Source organism: Pseudaquabacterium terrae (assembly GCF_013266755.1).
GTDB classification, from domain to species: domain Bacteria; phylum Pseudomonadota; class Gammaproteobacteria; order Burkholderiales; family Burkholderiaceae_C; genus Pseudaquabacterium; species Pseudaquabacterium terrae.
The window spans coordinates 374202-395574 of the sequence record NZ_JABRWJ010000002.1 but is presented as its reverse complement, the minus strand read 5'-3'; the positions used below and the strand labels follow the sequence as shown (position 1 = coordinate 395574).

Genomic DNA, 21373 nt, shown 5'->3' with positions numbered 1-21373 from the left:
GGGCGTTTCAGCGCTGCGCGGCCTCGGCGGCGCGCGCCGCCAGGCACAGATCGGCCCAGGCGCGCGATTTGTCGGCCGGGCTGCGCAACAGGTAGGCCGGGTGGTAGGTGACGACCAGCGGCCGGCCGCGCCAGGTGTGCACGCGGCCGCGCAGCCGGCCGATCGGCTCGCTGCTGTCGAGCAGCGATTGCACCGCGAAGCGGCCCATCGCCAGGATCACCCGCGGCTGGATCAGCTCGACCTGGCGCTCGAGGAAGGGCTGGCAGCGCAGCAGCTCCTCGGGCTCCGGATTGCGGTTGCGCGGCGGCCGGCACTTCAGCGTGTTGGCGATGTAGACCTGGTGCGCGGCGTCGGCCCCTTCGCCGCCCGCGCGCGTCAGGCCGAGCGCCAGCAACATGCGGTCGAGCAGGCGGCCGGCGGCGCCGACAAAGGGTTCGCCCTTCAGGTCTTCCTGCTCGCCCGGCGCTTCGCCGACGACCATCCAGTGCGCCTGCGGGTGGCCGACGCCGAACACCGTCTGCGTGCGCGTTTCGCACAGCCGGCAGGCGCGGCAGTCGGCGACCGCGGCGCGCAACGCGGACCAGTCGAGGGACGCGACCGCGCCGCGCTCGGGCGACAGCATGACTGGCGCGGCGACCGCTGCCATGGGCGGTGCTGCGATCGGCGGCGCGGCAATGCTAACGTCCGTTGCGAGCGGCAGCGGGGACCGGGACGCAGCCGGATCATCTCCCGCCGGGCCCCACAGCCGCAGGCCCATTGCCTGCAGCATCGCCTGCTGGCGTTCAGTCCAGCGCATCGGCACCTCCGTCGAGCACCAGGCTCATCACCACCGCATCCTCGCGCCGCGCGCCGGCCGCCGGGTAGTACGACCGCCGCACACCCGCATCGGTGAAGCCGAAGCGGCCGTACAGCGCCCGCGCCACCTGGTTGCTCTGCCGCACCTCGAGCCACAGCTGGCGGTCGCCGCGCTGCAGAGCACGCTCGCGCAGGTCGAGCAGCATCGCCCAGGCGTGGCCCTGGCGCTGGTGGTGCGGCGTGACCGTCAGGTTCAGCAGGTGCATCTCGTCGACGCCCGGCATCGCGACGAAGTAGCCCAGGCACTGGCCCGCGGCGTCGAGCCGCAGCTCGGCCCAGTAGCCGGCGGCGAGCGAGTCGACGAAGTTGCCGCGTGTCCACGGGTGGCTGTAGCACTGCGCCTCGATCGCCAGCACGGTGTCCAGGTCCGCCACCCGCATCGGCCGCTGCCACGCGGCGCCCGGTTGCATCAGAGCGTTCAACGCGCAGCCCCTGCAGCGGCCTTCTGCGCCAGGCGCTCGCTGGTCGTCAGCGCCACCTTGTCGCGCAGGTACAGCGGCAGCGCGGCGGCGGCGTCGATCGCTTCGCCGCGTTGCCAGGCTTGGGCGGCGAGGCGCGCCAGCGCCGCCGAACGGGAGCGCAGCTGCGGCACGCGGGTCTCGGCCTGCGCGAGCACGGGCGCGAGCCGGTCGGCGAAAACCGTCAAGGCATTGCCGGCGACCCGCCGCGGCGGCGCCTCGGTCCAGCCGGCGATCAGGGCCGGCAGGGTGTAGAGCGCCGGCGGCCGGACGACGGACCAGCCGGCGTCGGAATGCCGATAGGCGGCGGCGTAGACCTCGTCCATGCGCGCGTCGACCGCCACCCAGTGCAGGCGGGACGGATCGGCAGCGCCGGGTTCCTGGGCCAGCGCGTCGTCGGCGACCAGCATCAGGCTGTCCAGCGGCAGCACCGGCTTGCCGGCGCCGAAGGCCAGCCCCTGCGCGACTGCGCAGGCGGTGCGCAGGCCGGTGAAGGCGCCCGGGCCGGCGCCGAAGGCGATCGCGTCGAGCTGCTGCAGCGTGATCCCGGCGTCGGCCAGCAATTGCAGCGCAGCGGGCACGATGCGCGCCGAGGCGGCCGCACCGCCCGCTTCGTCGAGCAGGCGCACGCCTGCCGGCGTACTCAGCGCCAGCGCCATCGTTTCGGTCGACGTATCGAGGGCGAGCAGGCACGGTTCCATCGAGGCACGACAGTGTAGCCGTGCCATCATCGCGCGATGCCCGCCTCAGGCCCCGCCCGCCGTGCCGTCCTGACGGTCGCGCTGCTGTCGGCCATCGGCGCCGCCGGGGCGGACACGCCGCTGCCGGCCGAGCTGCGCCAGGCGCTGGCGCGCGCGCAGGTGCCACCCGAGGCGATCAGCGTGCTGGTGCAGGAAGCCGGCAGCGCGCAGCCGCGGCTGGCCTGGCAGGCGCAGCAGCCGGTCAACCCGGCGTCGCTGTTCAAGCTGGCGACGACCTTCGCGGCGCTCGAGCTGCTCGGACCGGGCTACACCTGGAACACGCCGGTGTGGCTCAAGGGCCGGCTGCGCGACGGCGTGCTCGAGGGCGACCTGGTGATCAAGGGCAGCGGCGACCCGAAGCTGGTGCCCGAGCGCGTGTGGCTGCTGCTGCGCCGCGTGCAGCAGCAAGGCGTGCGCGAGATTCGCGGCGACATCGTGCTCGACCGCAGCGCCTTCGTCGCGCCGAGCGGCACGCCGGCCGACTTCGACGGCGAGCCGCTGAAGCCCTACAACGTGCAGCCCGACGCGCTGCTGCTGTCGCACAAGAGCGTGCTCTACACCTTCACGCCGGACGTGATGAACGGCGTCGCCCGGGTCGGCGCCGAGCCGCCGCTGCACGGGCTGCAGGTCGACCCGCAGGTACCGCTGCTGACGGGCCCGTGCGACGACTGGCGCGCTGCGCTGAAGGCGACCCCGGCCGATCCGGAGCGCATGCGCTTTGCCGGCGGCTTTCCGCTCGCCTGCGGCGAACGCAACTGGCCGGTGGCGTATGCCGACCCGGCCAGCTACAACGCGCGCCTGCTGCAGGCGCTGTGGCGCGAGCTCGGCGGGCGCCTGACCGGCAGCGTGCGCGACGGCGTGGCACCCAGCGTGTCGCCGAGCTTCGAGGTCAGCTCGCCGGCGCTGGCCGAGCTGGTGCGCGACATCAACAAGTTCAGCAACAACGTGATGGCGCAGCAGGTGTTCCTGACGCTGGGCCTGACGCAGCGCGGCAGCGGCAGCCCCGAAGCGGCCCGCGCGGCGCTGCGCGACTGGCTGCAGCTGCGCCTGGGCGAGCGCATCGACGGGCTGGTGATCGACAACGGCTCCGGCCTGTCGCGTGACGCGCGCATGAGCGCCGAGCAGTTGGCGCTGCTGCTGCAGGCGGCCTGGCGCAGCCCGGTGATGCCGGAGCTGATCGCCTCGCTGCCGCTGGCCGGCGTCGATGGCACCGCGCGCCGCGCACGCAGCGGCAGCGGGCGCGCGCACCTGAAGACCGGCTCGCTGCGCGACAGCGCGGGCATTGCGGGCTTTGCGCTCGGCCACAATGGCCGGCGCTGGATCGTCGTGGCGATCGTGCAGCATGCCAACGCCGGCCAGGCGCGGCCGGCGCTTGATGCGCTGGTGCAATGGGTCATTGAAGCCCCCACGCTCACTTCGTTCGCTGCCCCCAAGGATCCGAAGGATCCCTTGCGGGCTCCCTGGGACGCTCAGTCCCTTCGGAACGGCCGGGCGGTACTGGCCGACACGCCGCGCGACACGCCCTCGCGCAGGAACGCACCACCGACCGAATGACTGCCGCACCGATGAGCTTCGCCTCGACCGAGACCCTGGGCTACCTGGCCGCGATCTTCACCACCACCGCCTTCGTGCCGCAGGTGCTGCACACGCTGCGTACACGCGATGTGAGCGGCATCTCGTTCGGCATGTACAGCATCTTCTGCACCGGCATCGCGCTGTGGCTGGCCTACGGCCTGCTGATCGGCGCGCGGCCGGTGGTCGTCGCCAACATCGTCACGCTGGCGCTGGCCGCGTGGATCCTGGTGCTGAAGGTGGTGCTCGAAAGGCGGCGCCGTCCGTGAGCCGTGCCGGCGCCGCACCCATCAGAAGCGGTACGAGATGCCCGCCGAATAGACGATCGGCCGGAAGTCGATCGTCGTCTTCAGCACCGTGCTGCCCTGCGCCACCAGGTCGCTCTTGACCTTGACCGCCGCGACGCTGGCGAAGGCGCCCCACTCCTTCGAGAAGTAGTAGTCGATGCCGGCCTGCGCGGTCGGGCCGACCGAATCGGACATTTCGACATGCTCGGCCAGCGGCGACTTCACGCCGGTGAAGCGGGTGTAGTTGATGCCGACGCCGGCGTAGGGACGCCAGGCGTCGCCCGGCTGGCCGAAGTGGTAGTTGACGAGCAGCGTCGGCGCGACGTTCTTCGCCTCGAGCACCTCGCCGAGAAAGGCCACCGTGCCGGCAGCGCGCGATTTGATCTTCGGCGGCACGCCGAGCACCAGCTCGACGCCGATGTTCGGGGTCAGCGCGTGCCCGAGAACGAAGATCATCGTCGTCGCGTCACCCACCGTCGCATCCGCGCCGGCGGGCACGCCGATGCCGCTGATGCCCGAGGTCTTGGCATGGGTGTCGTAGCGCGTGACGCCGATCTTGATCGAGGTCTGCGCCTGCACGACCGAAGCGGCCAGCATCAGGCCGCAGGCAACCGCCATCCCGTGGAACTTGTTGTTCATCATTTCTCCTCGTTGGGGCGGGCGATCAGAGCCAGCCGAAGGCCTTGAGCTGGGCGTGGAAGGCCTCGCTCAGCGCGCGGTGCCCGCCGGTGGTCGGGTGCACGCCGTCGGCGAAGGCCCAGCTGTCGACGCTGGCACCGGTGCGCAGGCCGTTGAACGGCACGCCGGCGGTGCCGTTGCAGAACAGCGAGGAACCGTCGGTGACGCGGCCGCCCGTGATCGCCTGGATCTTGGCGCCATCGCAGGCCGGCACGGTGTTGTTGACGAAGCCGTACTTGGCCGGATTGGCGTACGAGTCCTTCAGGATCGGGAAGGTGTCGATGATCTGCACCGGCTGGTTGCTCAAGCCTTCGCGCAGCCACAGGTTGAAGACCCGCGACAGATCGGTCAGCACCGGCTGCACGCTGGGCGGCAGCGACTTGCCGTACGGCGTGTCGACGGTGTCGGACAGCGTCATCACCGCGACGTACTTGCCGCCCTTGGCGAGGATCTGGGTGCGCACATAACCCGCCAACTCGGTGGCCGCCTGCTTCATGCCGTTCTGCGCGGCCGTCTGCGCGGCGAAGAGCTGGCGCTGCGCCTCGTCCTGGGAGATCTGCCCGGTCGCCGCAGCGGTCTGGATCTGCGCGGCCTTGGCGGCGAAGCCGCCGAACTGGATGAAGACGTCGTTGCTGCCGATGTAGACCAGGATCAGGTCGGTGTCCTTGAAGCTGCCGAAGCGCGCCAGGTGGTTCTCGATCTGCTTGCTCACGGGCACCGTCAGCGCGCCCGTGCTCTTGCCAATGCCGTTCGGATCGGTGACGCGCGAGCCGCCCTGGCCGTAGCCGGTGCAGGTGTTGCCGAGGTTCAGCGCCGCGGCCGGGCACTTGACCGACTGGGCGCCGAAGCCGACTTCGCCAGGCGTCACCAGCAGGCCCATCTTCGCGGCCAGGTTCTCGACCCACACCGTGCCGGCGGTGCCGTTGCCGTTGGTGGTGAACTTGCCGCCGAAGTACGGCGCCTGGCCGTCACCGCTCAGCGAGGTCGCCGGCGCGTAGGCACCGATGTCGCTCAGGCTGTCGCCGAACGACACCACGGCGCTGAAATTGCCCTTGGTGGTCGGCGCGCCGGCGGTCGGCGTCGTGCCCGGCTCGTACGGCTCGTCACCGCCGCCGCAGGCCGCGAGCAATGCGGCCGTGATCAGCGACAGCCCCAGAACCCGGATCGTCTTCATGTGTTCCCCTCGAATCGGGTCTCGTGCAACCCGCTGCCGACAAAAGAAACGAACGACCGTTCGTTTTTCAGCCGGGCACTATACGAGGGGGGTTCGGCGGCGCTGCAGCGGGCTTTCCCGCAACCAACCTAGGGGCGGCACCCCAGCCGACAGTCCCGCCCGGCCGTTCCGAAGGGACCGAGCGCCCCCTCGGGGGGCAGCGAACGAAGTGAGCGTGGGGGCTTCATTTCAGAACGGATTGTTGATCGCGCGCGTCAGCGCCTGCGAGCCGATGCGCGAATGCATCGGCGGCGCCAGGCGCCGATCGTCGGCCCACATGTAGGTCCCGGCATTGCCGCCGCTGACCAGGTCGGCCGTGGCGCTGGTGCAGTTCGGCAGCGCCACCGCGCAGACACCGTCGACCACGTTGCTGTAGCCGAAGCTGTCCGGGAAGCGAGACACCGTCGACACCGTGTCGTCGGTCAGCACCAGGCCGTAGTTGCGGCCGTCGAAACGCGTCTGGTCGATGGTCGTGCGCAGCGTCGCATTGAACTCGTAGCTCAGGTTCGACAGCCGCGCGGCCGCGCCGGCCCGGGTCTTGTTCAGGGTGATCGCATAGGGCGTCACGCCCATGTCGGGCACCGTCGAGACGATGGCCCGGGCGCCGGCGCCGAGCAGGCCGTTGATGCGCTCGGCAAGCAGCGCGCCGCGCCGGCGCGCCTCGCCGACCGCATCGCCTTCGCTCAGCGTGCCGGCGATGACGCGCTCGGACAGCTCGATCAGGTCGTTCGAGCCGAGCATCACGGTGACCAGGTCGTTCGTCTTGAAGGCACCTCCGCTCGTCGTCTGTTCGCTGATCTGCTGCGCGATGCCCACGGTCGCGTCGCCGACCTTGGCGCCGGCCTTCGCGCGCATGAAGGCCCGTGGCGTCGCGGCGGCCTTGTTGCACTCGGCGAAGACGAAGCCGTAGTGGTTGCTCAGCGCCTCGACCCACAGCGGGTTCAGCGTGCAATCGCGCAGCGGCAGGGCCTCGCCGGTCATGCCGTTGACGGTGTACTTGCGGCCGTTGCCGGTGCCATCACTGACGATCAGGCTGTTCTCGTCACCGAAGACGATCAGGCGCCCGGGCGCGAACGGCTCGATCTGCGAGGTCCCGCCGCCGCAGGCCGTCAACAGCGCCATTGCCGCGGCGGCCAAGGTCCCGATGCGCCAGCCGGTGCGGCGCGCTTGTTTCGAACACATCATCAGGCTCTCACTCTCAGAAGGCGGTCGGAAGGCGGCAAGCGGTCGGTCTCACGCGGCGGCACGCCGCAAACGATCGCGCACCCCTTCCCATTCGGGCAGGTCGGGCGGTTCTTCGACCCAGATTTCACGGGCGCCAGCACCGTCGAAGGCGCGCAGCACGGCGAACAGGTCCTGCGCGGCACGCGCCGGATCGTCCGGCAAGGCCCGCCAGAGCGCCGCATCGGCGCCGGCCGGGCGGCTGCGGGAATATACCGCCACGCCGGCGCCGAACATGTCGGCCCGGTAAAGCGCGTCCGCGGCGATCAGCCGCACGCGCGCCGCGGGCGCGTAGTGCGAGGCCAGGTCGCCGGACGATCGCGGTGCGTCGGCATCGCGCTCGCGCAGCGGCCGGCCGAGCGCCGCTTCGAGGCGCTCGCGCGTCAGCAAGCCAGGCCGCAGCAGCACCGGCTCGTCGCGCGAGCAGTCGACGATGCTCGATTCGATGCCCACCGCGCAGGGCCCGCCGTCGAGCACCAGCAGCGCGGGCCCGAACTCATCGGCGACGTGGCTGGCGAGCGTCGGGCTGACGCGACCGAATCGGTTCGCGCTCGGCGCCGCGACACCGGCCACGCCGAGCGCCGCCGCCGCATGCAGCAGCGCCTGGGCCACCGGATGCGCCGGGCAGCGCAGGCCGATCGTCGGATGGCCGCCGGCGGCCGCGCTGCCACGGCCGGCCGCACGCGGCACGATCAGCGTCACCGGGCCGGGCCAGAAGGCGGCGGCCAGGCGCTGCGCCGTGTCGTGCCAGTGCGCCGCGAAGCTGCGCGCCGCCGCGACGTCGGTGACGTGCACGATCAGCGGATGGTCGGCCGGCCGGCCCTTGGCGGCGAAGATGCCGGCGGCCGCGCGGTCGTCGTCGGCGCGTGCGGCAAGGCCGTAGACGGTCTCGGTCGGCATGCCGACCAGCCCGCCGTCGGCCAGACAGCGGGCGGCGGCGGCCACTGCGGCCGGATCGTCGCCTCGGAGGATCGGCATCGCGGGCAGTTCAGAAGGCGGCGAGCCCCAGCAGCGCCGCGACGCGCAGCGCGACAGCGCGCGCCTCGGCGGCCGTCGGCGCGGTCACCGTCAGGTGGCCCATCTTGCGGCCGCGCCGCGCATCGGTCTTGCCATACAGGTGCAGGTGCACGCCAGGCAGGGCCAGCACGGCATCCCACGGCGGCGTGCGGGCGCTGTCGGCGGCATCGAACCACAGGTCGCCGAGCAGGTTCAGCATCACCGCCGGCGAGTGCAGCCGCGGCTCGACCAACGGCAGCCCGGCCAGCGTGCGCACCTGCAGCTCGAACTGGCTGACATCGCAGGCATCGATCGAGTAGTGGCCCGAGTTGTGCGGCCGCGGCGCCATCTCGTTGGCCACCAGCCGGCCGTCCTGCAGCACGAAGAACTCGACGCAGAGCACGCCGACATAGTCCATCGCCGCAGCCACCTCGCGCGCTGCGGCCACCGCCTGCTGCTGCAGCGCCGGCGCGATGTCGGGCGCCGGCACCTGCGTCACCGCGAGGATGCCGTCGCGGTGCAGGTTCTGCTGCACCGGCAGGTTGACCAGCTCCCCGCCGGCATTGCGGGCGACGATCACGCTGAGCTCGTGGCGCAGCGGCAGCCGCTGCTCGAGCACGCAGGGCACGTGCCCCAAGTGCGCCCAGGCGGCCTGCAGCGCGGCACGGTCGGCGACGCTGGCCTGGCCCTTGCCGTCGTAGCCCATGCGGGCGGTCTTCAGGATGCCGGGCAGCAGCGCGTCGGGCACCGCGGCGAGCTGCGCGGCATCGGTGATCAGGGCATGCGGCGCACAGGGCACGCCGCAGCGCACGAACTGCGCCTTCTCGTCGGCGCGGTCCTGGCACACGGCGACGGCGGCCGCCCCCGGCGCGACCGGCCGCCGTTCGGCCAACTGGCGCAACGCCTCGGCCGGCACGTTCTCGAACTCGGTGCTGATCGCATCGCAGCGGCGCGCGAGCTCGGCCAGGCCGGCCTCGTCCAGGTAACCCGCGCGCACCTGGTGCTGCGCAACGACGCCGGCCGGCGCGCCGGCATCGGGATCGAGCACCACCGTCTCGTAACCGAGCGACTGCGCCGCATGCACGAACATGCGGCCGAGCTGGCCGCCGCCCATCACGCCGAGCGTCGCGCCGGGCTGCAGCGTTTCATTCATTTGAGCTCCGCGCTCATCGCCCGCGCGGCCTCGGTCTGGCGGGCGCGGAAGGCGTCGAGCTGCGCGCGCAGCGCCGGGTTCTCGTTGGCCAGCATCGCGACGGCAAACAGCGCGGCATTGGCCGCGCCGGCGGCACCGATCGCGAAGGTCGCGACGGGGATGCCCTTGGGCATCTGGACGATCGAGTGCAGCGAGTCGACGCCGCTCAGGTGCCGGCTTGCCACCGGCACGCCGAGCACCGGCACCGTGGTCTTGGCCGCCAGCATGCCCGGCAGGTGCGCCGCGCCGCCGGCGCCGGCGATGATCGCCTTCAATCCGCGCCCGGCCGCGGCTTCGGCGTAGGCGAACATGTCGTCGGGCATGCGGTGTGCCGAGACGACGCGGCATTCATGCGCCACGCCAAACTCGGCGAGAATCGCTGCCGCCTGCTGCAGGGTCTCCCAGTCGCTGGACGAGCCCATCAGCACACCGACGAGCGGCTCGGCGCCTGCATGCTGGCCGGGCGGGAGATCAGGCGACGTGGGGCTGGGCACAGCAGACTCCGACACAGATGGGCAAAGCCTTGGATTGTAGGCGGCGACCCCCACCTGCCCCGGGCCGACCGACACGCAGACCTCTCGACAAGATCACCATGAACGACATCACTTTGCAGAACTTCGAGGCCGACCTGATCCAGGCGTCGATGCAGCAGCCGGTGCTGCTGGACATCTGGGCGCCCTGGTGCGGCCCGTGCCGCACGCTGGGGCCCCTGCTCGAGAAGGTCGAGCAGGCCTACGACGGACGCTTCAAGCTGGTCAAGCTCAACAGCGACGACCAGCCCGAGATCGCCGGCCAGCTGAGCCAGGCCTTCGGCGTGCGCTCGATCCCCTTCTGCGTGCTGTTCGACAAGGGCCAGCCGATCGACGGCTTCGTCGGTGCGCTGCCCGAGGCGCAGATCCGCGAGTTCCTCGATCGTCACGTGCCGAGTGCCGAGGCGCTCGATGCCGAAGCCGAAGCCGAAGCCGAAGCGGCGGAGCAACTGGAGGCCGAAGGCGACAGCGATGCCGCGCTGGACCGGCTGCAGCAGGCGGTGGCGATCGACCCGGCCAACGACGCCGCGCGCTGCGATTACGTCAAGCGCCTGATCGAGTCCGGCCACGTCGCGCAGGCCCGCCAGGCCTGGGCGCCGGTGGCCGGCAAGGCGCTGCTCGACGCGCGCATCGCAGCGCTCGGCCATTGGCTCGACGCCTGCGAGAAAGCGGCGCAAGCCCGCCCGCCGCAGGCCCTGGCCGCAGCCATCGACGCCAACCGGCGCGATTTCGACGCGCGCTTCGAGCTGGCGCAGACGCACTTCGCGGCCAGCCGTTTCACCGACGCGATGGACGCGCTGCTCGAGATCGTGATGCGCGACAAGGCCTGGAACGACGAGCTCGCGCGCAAGACCTATGTCGCGATCCTCGAGCTGATGAGCAAGCCGGCGCCCAAGCCGGCTGCCGAAGCGGCCAAGGGCGCGCTCGAAGTCACCGGCAAGGCTCAGGCCGCGCCGAGCGATCCGCTGATCGACCAGTACCGGCGCAAGCTCAGCATGGCCTTGTTCTGAGTCTTTCGAGGCCCGCCGCCTGAAGCGGCGCCCGTGCGCTCAGCCCCGAGCGGCCCGATGCCGCCACATAGAATCCGCTGTTTGCCCGGCGCCTGACGGGCGCGGCAACTCCGTAAAGAAGGAAGACGATCGTGTTCATTTCCGAAGCCTTTGCCCAGACCGCCCCGGCCGCGGGTGGCGACTCCTCGGGCCTGATGAGCCTGCTGCCGCTGGTGCTGATGTTCGTGGTGCTCTACTTCATCATGATCCGTCCGCAGATGAAGCGGCAAAAGGAGCACAAGTCGATGATCGAGGCGCTCGCCAAGGGCGACGAGGTGGTCACCTCCGGCGGCCTGATCGGGCGCATTTCCAAGATCGGCGACAGCTTCGTGCACGTCGAGGTCGCCAACGGCGTCGAGCTGCAGATGCAGCGCAGCGCCGTGGTCCAGGTGCTGCCGAAGGGCACGTACGGCAAGTAACCGCTGAAGCGCCGGCGCCGCTGCGGCGCGCCGGCGTGGCCGAGGAAGCCTCATGAACCGCTACCCCTGGTGGAAATACCTGATCCTCGGCATCACGCTGGTGATCGGGCTGCTCTACACCCTGCCCAATCTTTTCGGCGAAGCGCCGGCCGTCCAGGTCTCGAGCGCGAAGGCCACGATCAAGGTCGATGCGGCGCTGGTCACTCGCATCCAGGCCGTGCTGGCGGAGGCCGGCATCAAGCCTGATTTCGTGCAGCTCGAAGGCACCTCGATCAAGGCGCGCTTGGCCGATCTCGATGTGCAGCAGAGGGCCAAGGAAGCGCTGTCGAAGGCGCTCAACAGCAACCCCGAAGAGCCGAGCTACACCGTCGCGCTGAACCTGCTGAGCCGTTCGCCGACCTGGCTCGCGAGCGTGCGCGCCCTGCCGATGTACCTGGGCCTGGACCTGCGCGGCGGCGTGCACTTCCTGATGCAGGTCGACATGAAGGGCGCGCTGACCAAGAAGGCCGAATCCTTCGCCGCCGACGCGCGCACGCTGCTGCGCGACAAGAACATCCGCCACGCCGGCATCTCGCGCGAAGGCAACGACGTTGCCGTGCGCTTCCGCGAGCGGCCGCTGCTGGTGCAGGCGCAAGCGGTGCTCGCCGATCAGTTGCCCGACCTGCAGTGGATCGAGGCCGCCGAAGGCAGCGAATTCAAGCTCACCGGCACGCTGAAGCCGGAAGCCGCGCGCAAGGTGCAGGAAGCGGCGCTGAAGCAGAACATCACCACGCTGCACAACCGCGTCAACGAGCTCGGCACCAACGAGCCGGTGATCCAGCAGCAGGGCGCCGACCGTGTGGTCGTGCAGTTGCCCGGCGTGCAGGACACGGCGCGCGCCAAGGCCATCATCGGCCGCACGGCGACGCTCGAAGTGCGCATGGTCAACACCTCGACCGAAGCGCTCGAGGCGCTGCGCGGCGCGGCGCCGGTGCCCTTCGGCAGCGAGCGCTACCTGGAGCGCGACGGCCAGCCGATCATCGTCTTCCGCCAGGTCGTGCTGACCGGCGAGAACCTCACCGATGCGCAGCCCGGCTTCGACGGCCAGAACCAGAGCGAGCCCGCGGTGCACCTGACGCTGGACGCCAAGGGCGCGCGCATCTTCCGCGATGTCACGCGCGAGAACGTCGGCAAGCGCATGGCGATCCTGCTGTTCGAGAAGAACAAGGGCGAGGTCGTCACCGCGCCGGTGATCCGCGGCGAGATCGGCGGCGGCCGGGTCCAGATCTCGGGCCGCATGACCACCACCGAGGCCGCCGACACCGCGCTGCTGCTGCGCGCCGGCTCGCTGGCCGCGCCGATGGAGATCATCGAGGAGCGCACGATCGGCCCGACGCTGGGCGCCGACAACATCGACAAGGGCTTCCGCAGCGTGGCCTACGGCTTCGCGGCGATCGCCCTCTTCATGTGCGGCTACTACCTGCTGTTCGGCATGTTCTCGACGCTGGCACTGGGCTTCAACCTGCTGCTGCTGGTGGCCCTGCTGTCGATGCTGCAGGCGACGCTGACCCTGCCGGGCATCGCGGCCATTGCGCTGACGCTGGGCATGGCAATCGACGCCAACGTGCTGATCAACGAACGCGTGCGCGAGGAGCTGCGCGGCGGCGCCAGTCCGCAGGCGGCAATCTCGACCGGCTACGAGCGCGCCTTCGCGACGATCCTCGATTCGAACATCACGACGCTGATCGCCGGCGTCGCGCTGCTGACCTTCGGCTCGGGCTTCGTGCGCGGCTTCGCGGTCGTGCACTGCCTGGGCATCCTGACCTCGATGTTCTCGGCCGTGATGTTCTCGCGCGGCCTGGTGAACCTCTGGTACGGCCGGCAGAAGAAGCTGAAGGCGGTGTCGATCGGCCAGGTCTGGAAGCCGGCGGTCGAGCCGGCCAGCAGCACGAACGGCGGCGAACCGGTGGCCAAGGCCTGACAAGGACGCTCGATGGAATTCTTCCGCATCCAGCGCGACATCCCGTTCATGCGGCATGCGCTGATCTTCAACATCGTCTCGTTCCTGACCTTCGCAGCGGCGGTGTTCTTCCTCGCGACGCGCGGGCTGCACCTGTCGATCGAGTTCACCGGCGGCACGGTGCTCGAGGTCGCCTACACCCAGTCCGCCAACCTCGAAAAGACGCGGCACGCGATCGAGCAGCTGAACCTCGGCGAGGTGCAGGTGCAGACCTTCGGCACCTCGCGCGACGTGATGGTGCGGCTGCCGGTGCGCGCCGACGTCAAGCAGGCCGATGTCGCGTCGCGCGCTTTCGCCGCGCTGTGCGCCGCCGAGAAGGGCACGGTGTCCGCCAGGAGCTACACGACGCCGCAAGGCGAGCAGGTGACGCGCCCGTCGTGCACCACGGCCGACGGCGGCGAGCCGGTGAAGCTGTCGCGCACCGAGTTCGTCGGCCCGGCGGTCGGCTCCGAACTGGCCGCCGACGGCGCGAAGGCGCTGGCCTTCGTCGTCATCGGCATCATGGTCTACCTGGCGTTCCGCTTCGAATGGAAGTTCTCGGTCGCCGCGATCATCGCCAACCTGCACGACGTGATCATCATCCTCGGCTTCTTCGCCTTCTTCCAATGGGAGTTCTCGCTGGCGGTGCTGGCGGCGGTGCTGGCGGTGCTGGGCTACTCGGTCAACGAATCGGTGGTCATCTTCGACCGGATCCGCGAGGCATTCCGGCGCTGGCGCAAGCTCGACACGCCGCAGGTCATCGATCACGCGATCACCAGCACGATCAGCCGCACCATCATCACGCACGGCTGCACGCAGCTGATGGTGCTGTCGATGCTGTTCTTCGGTGGCCCGACGCTGCACTACTTCGCGGTGGCGCTGACCATCGGCATCCTGTTCGGCATCTATTCCTCGGTCTTCGTCGCCGCCGCCATTGCGATGTGGCTCGGCGTCAAGCGCGAAGACCTCGTCAAAATCACGTCCAAGGACCACGACCCGAACGACCCGAACGCCGGGGCCGTGGTATAGAGTAGCCATTCGTTCACGCGACCGACTGCCGATCTCCCTCACCCATGGCGACCAGCGCCACCGCCAGCCAACTCGCCAGCCAGGCCCGTCGGCTGTACACCGAGGAGCTGGTCAAGGGCATGCCGGGGCTGGTCAAGCACCTGCTCGACAGCTCGCGGCATGCGCTCGACAAGCCCGCCGACTACCAGACCGCCCAGCGCCGGCGTGATCTGATGCAGGGCCTGCAGAAGTCGGCCCGCGCCTGGCTCGGCGGCATGAACGAGGGCCTGCGCCACGTGCTGCAGTACGGTGCCTCGGCCTCGCAGCCGGGCGATCTGCCCCGCCCCGGCAGCGCGGCCAGCGTGAAGGGCATGGCACTGGTCGACGACGACACCATCGAGCGCGAGATCCTGACCTCGCGGCTGGCGCTGGCGATCATGGACAAGGCCTCGTGGGAGTTCACCGATCTGCGTTCGCGCGTTGCGATGCTCGAGCAGCGGCAGGAGCTCGAGACCCACGACATGCTGCGCGCCCACGTGCTGGCGCGCGTCGCGCTCGACGCCTGGCGCGGCGCCGGAATGACGCCCGAGGATTGGCGCGAAGCGCAGCTCTGGCTGCACGAGGAATTCGCGCTGCTGACCGAAGAGGCGTACCACGAGACCAACCGCTGGCTGGTCGAGCACCACGTGCTGCCGGACATCGACCTGCGCCCGTTCATCCGCCGTGCACGCGACATCGGCGTCGGCAGCAGCGCGCTGGCGCTCGGGCCCTCGCGACCGGCGGTGATGCCCTCGACGGGCCGGCCGGCCGGTGTCGCCGCGCGGCTGTCGGATCCGGGCAGCGAGATCGGCAGCGGGCATGGGCGAGGCGCCGCGCAAGCCCCCGATTCGGGTCGCGGGGGGGTCGGCGATGAAACGCGGATGATGACGCGCACCGGGCCGTTGGCCCACGGCAGCGATCATGCCGAAGCGGTGCTCGGTCGCCTGAACCGGCTGGTCGGCCGCCACTTGCCCGGCTTCGCCGACACGACACGCGGCCCGGTCGCCGTGACGCCTCGGCTGTCGCGCGCGATCGAGCTGGCACAGGACAGCCTGAAGCAGCGCCTGATCGCCGGCGCCGACCAGGCTGCCGCACCGGCGATGACCACGCCGATGCTGCTCGACGACCTGCAGCAGCGCAAGCAGCTGCTCAAGCATGCCGCCAGCACGCCGGCCGAGCGCGCGACGATCGAGATCGTCGCGATGATGTTCCAGGCCATCCTGACCGAGGACCGCATCCCGGCGACGGTGCGCGTCTGGTTCGCCCGCCTGCAGATGCCGGTGCTGCGCGTCGCCGTCAGCGAGCCGGATTTCTTCGCGACGATCGACCACCCGGCGCGCCGCCTGATCGACCGCATGGGCTCCTGCGTGATGGGCTTCGACAGCTCGGCGCAGGCCGTCGGCGACACGCTGGAGAAGGAGATCAAGCGCGTCGTGCAGGTCGTCGAGGCCTATCCGGACACCGGCCGGCGCGTCTTCCAGACCGTGCTGGTCGAGTTCGAGAAGTTCCTCGAGCATTACTTCCGCAACGAGAACGAGGCGACGCGCAAGGGTGTCTCGCTGGCGCAGCAGGTCGAGCAGCGCGAGACGCTGGCGATCCAGTACACGATCGAATTGCGCCGCATGCTCAACGAGATCCCGGTGCAGGAAGGCATCCGCCAGTTCCTGTTCCAGGTCTGGGCCGACGTGCTGGCGACCACGGCGGTACGCTATGGCGCGCAGACCGACGAGACCAAGGCGATGAAGCGGGCGGCCGCCGACCTGATCTGGTCGGCCAGCGCCAAGGTCACCCGCGAGGAGCGTGCGGAGGTGATCCGCCGCCTGCCGCTGCTGCTGAAAAAAGTGCGCGACGGCATGGCCGCCGCCAACATGAGCAGCGAGCGCCAGGAAGAGCACATCCAGTCGCTGAACAACTCGCTGGCGGCGGCCTTCACCGCCAAGGCCGCGGTGATCCCGAGCGACCGGCTCGGCGAGCTGATGGAGCGGCTCGAGACCCTCGAAGAGCTGCTGCCCGATGCCGCTGACATGGAGATCGACGAGTCGATGGTGCTCGACCTGTCGGGGCACGAGAGCTCGGAGCTCGAAGTCGTCGCCGAAGGTGGCTCGATGCCGTCACCGGCGATGCTGTCGTGGGCGCGCGAGCTGCTGGTCGGCAGCTGGTACATGCTGGACTACCGCGACCACAACGAGCCGGTCCAGCTGGTGTGGCATGGCCTGCGGCGGCAGCTGTCGCTGTTCGTCGCTGCCAGTGGCCGCTGCGTGCTGTTCCAGCAGCAGCGGCTGGCCGCTTTCCTGCAAGCCGGCCTGCTGCTGCCGGCGCAGGACGAGGCGCTGACCGTCAAGGCCACGCGCAGCGCACTGGCCAAGATCGACGCCGATCCGAGCCGGTTGACGCACTGATGAAACCGCCCCCGGAGGGGGGTTCAGTGAATGAGGCGCTCTTCGGGTGCGACGAACAGTTCGTCGAGGATCAGCGCATCGGGCTCTTCGCCCAGGCTCCAGAAGACCATCAGCACGATGACCTTCAGGTCTTCCAGTGCGAGCGGGCTCTCGCCGACGGCACTGGCGCGATCGATCACCATTTCGCGCATCGGCGGCGGCAGCACGCCGGCGGACTCGAGGAAGCTGATGAAGCCGATCGATTCTTCGCCGAGACGCTCGATCTCGGCCGCGGAATAAACACGCATGCTGGTCGGCTGCTGCTCGGCGGCATGCGCCTGGGCGGTTTCGGCGAGGCCGTCGAGCCAGCTCAACGCCTCCTGGATCTCGTCGGTCTCGAAACCGACGGCCGAGAGTTTGCGAGTCAACTGGTCGTGGTCCGGGCAGGCGTCGGGCCGCCAGTAGTTCTCGTACAGATAGACCAGCACCTCAAACATGAAATCCACTATACCCCACGGCCTCCGTCAGGGGCGTCGAAAGCACACGGTCGGAAACGGGCTGTTTTCGAGCTTGCGGCGCTTTGTCCGGGAGCCCCGCCGTGGACCTCTTCAGGCGGCGCCGCGGCGCTGAAACAGCCCGCCCGGCAGGCGCATCACCCGGCCTTCGAGCTCGAGCTCCATCAGCCGCGCATTGAGCGCCGGCGCCGGCCAGCCGCAGCGGGCGATCAGCGCGTCGAGCGTCGCAGGATCGTGGCCGAGGGCGCCCAGCACCTGGTCGTCGGGCGTGTCGTCGGCCGCCGGCTGCGCTGGCGCCGGATCGTGTGCCGCCGGGCGCGCTTCGTTGCCGAGCTCCTCCAGCACGTCGTCGACCGATTCGACGAGCTTGGCGCCATCGCGCAGCAAGGCATGGCAGCCGCGGGCCTGCGGCGACTGGATCGAGCCGGGAATCGCAAACACCTCGCGCCCGGCTTCGGCCGCCAGCCGGGCGGTGATCAGCGAACCCGACTTCAGCGCCGCTTCGACCACCAGCGTGCCCCGCGTCAGGCCGGCAATGATGCGATTGCGTTGCGGGAAGTTGTCCGGCTGCAGCGGCATGCCGATCGGGAACTCGCTGACCAGCAGGCCGTCTTCCGCGATGCGGGCGGCGAGCGCACGATGGGCCAGCGGGTAGACCTGCTCGAGGCCGGTGCCGACGACGGCCACCGTGCCCGCGCCGGCATCGAGCGCCCCGAGGTGCGCTGCGCCGTCGATGCCCTTGGCCAGGCCGGAGACCACCGTCCAGCCATGCTCGCCGAGCTGCCGCGCCAGCCGGCGCGCGTTGTCCAGGCCCTGCGGCGTCGGCTTGCGGCTGCCGACGATCGCCACGCTCGACGTCGCCAGCAGCGCGTGGCGGCCCTCGAGGTACAGCAGCAACGGCGGGTCGGCGGCCTGCAGCAGCAAGGGCGGGTAGTCCGCATCAGCCAGCGTGAGCACGCGGCGACGATCCGGCGCCGCATCCAGCCAGGCGCGCGTTGCGGCCAGACGTTTGGCGTGATCGTCGGGCGGCTCGTTCAGCGCCTGCGCACGGGCCGGGCCGATCACGTCGGCGAGCGCCGCCGGTGTGGCCGCCGCGACAGCTTGCGGCGAACCCAACGCCGCCAGCAGGCGCCGCATCGCGGTCCGGCCGAGGCCGGTGCGATGCACCAGCCGCAGCCACGCGTCGAGCTCGTCGTCCGACAGCCGCAACAAGCGGATCAGCGGATCAGGGCTGCGTGAAGCGATCGCCGCGGCTGACCGGATCGATCGCCGTCAGGATCAGTGCGTAGGACACGCGGTCGAACACGCGGAACACGAACAGCAGGCCGATGCGCTCGTCCGGCAGTTTGATCGCGACCTTGCGGCCATCGGTCCGATCGGCAGTGAGCGGGCCGTTGCGCCACAGCGCCAGCACGTGCCCGCGCTCCAGGCCGTCGCGCGTGCCGCGGTTCAGCGCGACGATCTGGTTCTGGCCCGCGGTCAGCGCTTCACCGTAGATCGAGACGATCTGGCCGGCCATCGGCGCGGTCGGTGCGTGCGGTGCGTAGGCGCTGTAGTCACGCTGCGGAACCGGTGCCAGGCGGTCGCCGATGCCGGCCTCCTGGCGCACGCCGGTGATGCGGAAGCTCGCCGGCACCTCGACCACCTTGCCGCCTTCAGCGGGACGCAGTTCGCCCGGACGCGTGTACTCCGCGGTGCCGACGAACGCTGCCTCGTAGCCGAGCAGTTCCTCGGTGCCGGGATCCTTCAGCGGCCGGCTCTCGCGGAACAGGCGGAAGTCGCGCGCGCCCTTCAGGTCGCCACGCACATAGGCCGTTTCACCGCGCGACAGCATCACGCGCCCTTCCTGCGCCGCGACGATGCGCGGCGCGTCGGCCAGCTCGTCCGCATCCATCACGATCGCCTCGTTGAGGAACGGCACGATCAGGTGCAGCGGGATCGATGCGATCGCGCCGTTGTCGAGCAGCTCGCTGCGGATGCGCGGCGACAGCTTGACGGTGTTCGTCGGCGGCGTGCCGGCAGGATCAGGCTGCGCCAGACGCAGCGTGGCGCGCCCGTCGACCTTCACCAGCACCAACACCTGCCCCGGGTAGATCAGATGCGGGTTGCGGATCTGCTCCAGGTTCATGCCCCACAGCTCGGGCCAGCGCCAGGGGCTCTTCAGGAACAGCTTCGAGATGTCCCACAGCGTGTCGCCGCGCTGCACGGTGTGCGAGTCGGGCGCATTGGGTGCCAGCTCGGACAGCGGGACGCCGGTCTGCGCGACCTGCTGGGCGGTCGAACGCTGGCCCGGCGTGATCGTCAGATCGACGGCCTGGGCGCTGCCGCAGACGGCCAGCAGCGCAGCGGCCGCGAGCATCGGTGCGCGCGTGCGCGCGGCAGCCAGGCGGAACCACCGTGAACGCATCTGATCAGTCTCCAGCCAGCGTGATGCCACAATCGTGCCCCTCGAGCCGGCGGCGCGGCCGAGCGGCCGGGTCGTCGACATAACGCTCAGCCCAGGCGCCGACCTGACGACAATCAAGTGGGCAATCGGAACGGCTGGCAATGTTCATGCTACGTCACAGATTCTGCCGATAAACCCTTGATGCCGCAACGAATTACGGATTGCATCGTCAATGCCTAACACGCCGGCGAACCTTCATTTGTTGTAATCGATCCACACCTGTTGCCGCGTGTGAACTTTCGCCCTAGCGGCAACCCTGATGCCATGGCCCTGCTACCGATTCTTCGCTTCCCGGATCCACGCCTGCACACCGTCGCCAAGCCGGTTGCCGCCGTCGACGAGCGCATCCGCCGCCTCGCCGACGACATGCTGCAGACGATGTACGACGCCGACGGCGTGGGGCTGGCGGCGACGCAGGTCGACGTGCACGAGCGCCTGATCGTGATGGACACCTCCGAGTCGCGCGAAGAGCCGCGCGTGCTGATCAACCCCGAGATCATCGCCCGCAGCGCCGAGATGCACGTTGCCGAAGAGGGCTGCCTGTCGGTGCCGACGATCTACGACCGCGTCGAACGCCATGCACGCGTGACGGTGCGCGCGCTCGGCCGCGATGGCCAGCCCTACGAGTTCGAAGCCGAAGGCCTGACCGCTGTCTGCGTGCAGCACGAGATGGATCACCTGCTCGGCAAGGTCTTCGTCGAATACCTGAGCCCGCTCAAGCGCGAGCGCATCAAGACCAAGATGCTGAAGAAGACGCGCGAGGAGCAAGGCCGGGTGCGCGCTTGAGCGCGGCACCGATGCGCATCGGCTTTGCCGGCACCCCCGTCTTCGCAGCGGTCGCGCTGCGCGCGTTGATCGCCGCCGGCCATGAGCTTGCGCTGGTGCTGACCCAGCCGGATCGGCCCGCCGGCCGCGGCATGAAGCTGCAGGCTTCGCCGGTCAAGACACTGGCGCTGGAAAACGGCTTGTCGGTGCTGCAGCCGCGCAGCCTGCGCCTGGATGGTAAATACCCGGACGACGCGCACGCCGCGCAGCAGGCGCTGCAGCAGGCCGCGCCGCAACTGCTGGTGGTGGCCGCCTACGGCCTGATCCTTCCGGCCTGGGTGCTCGAGCTGCCGCCGCGCGGCTGCCTGAACATCCACGGCTCCTTGCTGCCACGCTGGCGCGGCGCAGCGCCGATCCAGCGCGCGATCGAAGCCGGTGACGCCCAGACCGGCATCACGATCATGCAGATGGACGCCGGCCTCGACACCGGTGACATGCTGCTCGAAGCAGCGCTGCCGATCGGCGACGAGGCCACCAGCGCGAGTCTGCACGACGAGCTCGCCGCGCTCGGCGCGCGCCTGATCGTGCAGGCACTTGCCGCGCCGGACCTGCCGCGCCGTCCGCAGCCGGCCGAGGGCGTGACCTATGCGCCCAAGATCGAGAAGTCCGAAGCGCCGATCGACTGGACCCGTCCGGCAGCCGAGATCGAGCGCCGCATCCGCGCCTTCGATCCCTTCCCCGGTTGCAGCTTCGAGCTCGATGGCGTGCAGCACAAGGTCTGGCGCGCGCGGGTCGAGCCGCCATCGGGCGGCCAACCGGGCGAGGTGCTGAGCGCACGCGACGGCCGGCTGCTGGTCGCCTGCGGCGATGGCACGCTGGCGCTGGAGCAACTGCAGCAGCCCGGCGGTCGGCGCAGCGATGCGGCGGCCTGGCTGCAGGCCCATCCGGCGCTCGTTGGCCGCCGGCTCGGATCCAGCGCCGCTTGAACTTCCGTCCCGCCGGCCCGATCTACCGGGCCTGTGCGTTGTCGAGAA

General features: G+C 70.3%; 21 protein-coding genes. 9 read left to right on the top strand and 12 right to left on the bottom strand.

Annotated features, from left to right (window positions below):
- Positions 1–7: 7 nt before the first annotated feature.
- The 3 genes from HLB44_RS06905 to tsaB are packed head-to-tail and all read right to left on the bottom strand — an operon-like array spanning position 8 to position 2014.
- Positions 8–796 (bottom strand): uracil-DNA glycosylase, encoded by a 789-nt coding sequence (locus tag HLB44_RS06905; protein WP_173121816.1) that lies wholly within the window; start codon positions 794–796, stop codon positions 8–10.
- The gene (rimI, locus tag HLB44_RS06900; RefSeq protein ID WP_173121815.1) at positions 783–1277 is read right to left on the bottom strand and encodes a ribosomal protein S18-alanine N-acetyltransferase; all 495 of its coding nucleotides are present in this window, start codon (positions 1275–1277) and stop codon (positions 783–785) included. Before rimI ends, HLB44_RS06905 begins: the two co-directional genes overlap by 14 nt.
- Positions 1274–2014, bottom strand: a complete 741-nt coding sequence (tsaB, locus tag HLB44_RS06895) for a tRNA (adenosine(37)-N6)-threonylcarbamoyltransferase complex dimerization subunit type 1 TsaB (RefSeq protein ID WP_246312108.1) — start codon at positions 2012–2014, stop codon at positions 1274–1276. The genes rimI and tsaB overlap by 4 nt, the downstream gene beginning before the upstream one ends.
- Positions 2015–2050: 36 nt before the next feature.
- Here tsaB and dacB point away from each other — a divergent pair, with 36 nt between their 5' ends.
- Complete coding sequence (gene dacB / locus HLB44_RS06890; protein ID WP_173121813.1) at positions 2051–3607, top strand: D-alanyl-D-alanine carboxypeptidase/D-alanyl-D-alanine endopeptidase; 1557 nt, start codon at positions 2051–2053, stop codon at positions 3605–3607.
- Positions 3608–3618: 11 nt separating this feature from the next.
- Positions 3619–3894, top strand: a complete 276-nt coding sequence (locus HLB44_RS06885) for a SemiSWEET transporter (protein ID WP_173121812.1) — start codon at positions 3619–3621, stop codon at positions 3892–3894.
- A 21-nt stretch (positions 3895–3915) separates the two neighbouring features.
- Here HLB44_RS06885 and HLB44_RS06880 read toward each other — a convergent pair whose 3' ends face one another.
- From HLB44_RS06880 to purE, 6 genes are all read right to left on the bottom strand, one after another.
- A complete protein-coding gene (locus HLB44_RS06880) occupies positions 3916–4551 on the bottom strand; it encodes an OmpW/AlkL family protein (RefSeq protein WP_246312107.1) in 636 nt (211 codons plus the stop codon).
- Positions 4552–4576: 25 nt separating this feature from the next.
- The gene (locus HLB44_RS06875) at positions 4577–5764 is read right to left on the bottom strand and encodes an SGNH/GDSL hydrolase family protein (RefSeq protein ID WP_173121810.1); all 1188 of its coding nucleotides are present in this window, start codon (positions 5762–5764) and stop codon (positions 4577–4579) included.
- A 228-nt stretch (positions 5765–5992) separates the two neighbouring features.
- Positions 5993–6985: an SGNH/GDSL hydrolase family protein gene (locus HLB44_RS06870; protein ID WP_173121809.1), complete on the bottom strand. Its 993-nt coding sequence runs from the start codon at positions 6983–6985 to the stop codon at positions 5993–5995.
- A gap of 51 nt (positions 6986–7036) precedes the next feature.
- Positions 7037–8002 (bottom strand): L-threonylcarbamoyladenylate synthase, encoded by a 966-nt coding sequence (locus HLB44_RS06865; RefSeq protein WP_173121808.1) that lies wholly within the window; start codon positions 8000–8002, stop codon positions 7037–7039.
- 10 nt (positions 8003–8012) lie between these two features.
- Positions 8013–9173, bottom strand: coding sequence for a 5-(carboxyamino)imidazole ribonucleotide synthase (locus HLB44_RS06860; protein WP_173121807.1), 1161 nt, complete (start codon positions 9171–9173; stop codon positions 8013–8015).
- Entirely contained in the window at positions 9170–9634 is a 465-nt protein-coding gene (purE, locus tag HLB44_RS06855; RefSeq protein ID WP_173122246.1) for a 5-(carboxyamino)imidazole ribonucleotide mutase, read from the bottom strand. Before purE ends, HLB44_RS06860 begins: the two co-directional genes overlap by 4 nt.
- Positions 9635–9804: 170 nt before the next feature.
- On the opposite strand from purE, the gene HLB44_RS06850 reads away from it, so the two are divergent.
- From HLB44_RS06850 to HLB44_RS06830, 5 genes are all read left to right on the top strand, one after another.
- Positions 9805–10752, top strand: coding sequence for a tetratricopeptide repeat protein (locus tag HLB44_RS06850; RefSeq protein WP_173121806.1), 948 nt, complete (start codon positions 9805–9807; stop codon positions 10750–10752).
- 131 nt (positions 10753–10883) lie between these two features.
- Positions 10884–11210: a preprotein translocase subunit YajC gene (gene yajC, locus HLB44_RS06845; RefSeq protein ID WP_173121805.1), complete on the top strand. Its 327-nt coding sequence runs from the start codon at positions 10884–10886 to the stop codon at positions 11208–11210.
- Between the two features lie 52 nt (positions 11211–11262).
- Positions 11263–13170: a protein translocase subunit SecD gene (gene secD, locus HLB44_RS06840; RefSeq protein WP_173121804.1), complete on the top strand. Its 1908-nt coding sequence runs from the start codon at positions 11263–11265 to the stop codon at positions 13168–13170.
- A 12-nt stretch (positions 13171–13182) separates the two neighbouring features.
- Positions 13183–14217, top strand: a complete 1035-nt coding sequence (gene secF / locus HLB44_RS06835) for a protein translocase subunit SecF (protein WP_173121803.1) — start codon at positions 13183–13185, stop codon at positions 14215–14217.
- Between the two features lie 44 nt (positions 14218–14261).
- Positions 14262–16634: a DUF1631 family protein gene (locus tag HLB44_RS06830; RefSeq protein ID WP_173121802.1), complete on the top strand. Its 2373-nt coding sequence runs from the start codon at positions 14262–14264 to the stop codon at positions 16632–16634.
- 23 nt (positions 16635–16657) lie between these two features.
- Here the strand turns inward: HLB44_RS06830 and HLB44_RS06825 are convergent, their stop codons facing one another.
- The 3 genes from HLB44_RS06825 to HLB44_RS06815 all read right to left on the bottom strand — a co-directional run bounded on the left by HLB44_RS06825 (position 16658) and on the right by HLB44_RS06815 (position 19535).
- The gene (locus tag HLB44_RS06825; RefSeq protein ID WP_173121801.1) at positions 16658–17110 is read right to left on the bottom strand and encodes a Smg family protein; all 453 of its coding nucleotides are present in this window, start codon (positions 17108–17110) and stop codon (positions 16658–16660) included.
- A 111-nt stretch (positions 17111–17221) separates the two neighbouring features.
- Complete coding sequence (gene dprA / locus HLB44_RS06820; protein WP_246312144.1) at positions 17222–18331, bottom strand: DNA-processing protein DprA; 1110 nt, start codon at positions 18329–18331, stop codon at positions 17222–17224.
- A 22-nt stretch (positions 18332–18353) separates the two neighbouring features.
- Positions 18354–19535 carry a LysM peptidoglycan-binding domain-containing protein gene (locus tag HLB44_RS06815; protein WP_173121800.1) on the bottom strand — a complete coding sequence of 394 codons (1182 nt, stop codon included), beginning with the start codon at positions 19533–19535 and terminating at the stop codon, positions 18354–18356.
- A 303-nt stretch (positions 19536–19838) separates the two neighbouring features.
- Between HLB44_RS06815 and def the strand changes: the two genes are divergently transcribed.
- Both def and fmt read left to right on the top strand, forming a co-directional pair.
- Positions 19839–20360 carry a peptide deformylase gene (def, locus tag HLB44_RS06810; protein WP_173121799.1) on the top strand — a complete coding sequence of 174 codons (522 nt, stop codon included), beginning with the start codon at positions 19839–19841 and terminating at the stop codon, positions 20358–20360.
- An 11-nt stretch (positions 20361–20371) separates the two neighbouring features.
- Complete coding sequence (gene fmt / locus HLB44_RS06805) at positions 20372–21325, top strand: methionyl-tRNA formyltransferase (RefSeq protein WP_173122244.1); 954 nt, start codon at positions 20372–20374, stop codon at positions 21323–21325.
- Positions 21326–21373: the final 48 nt, after the last annotated feature.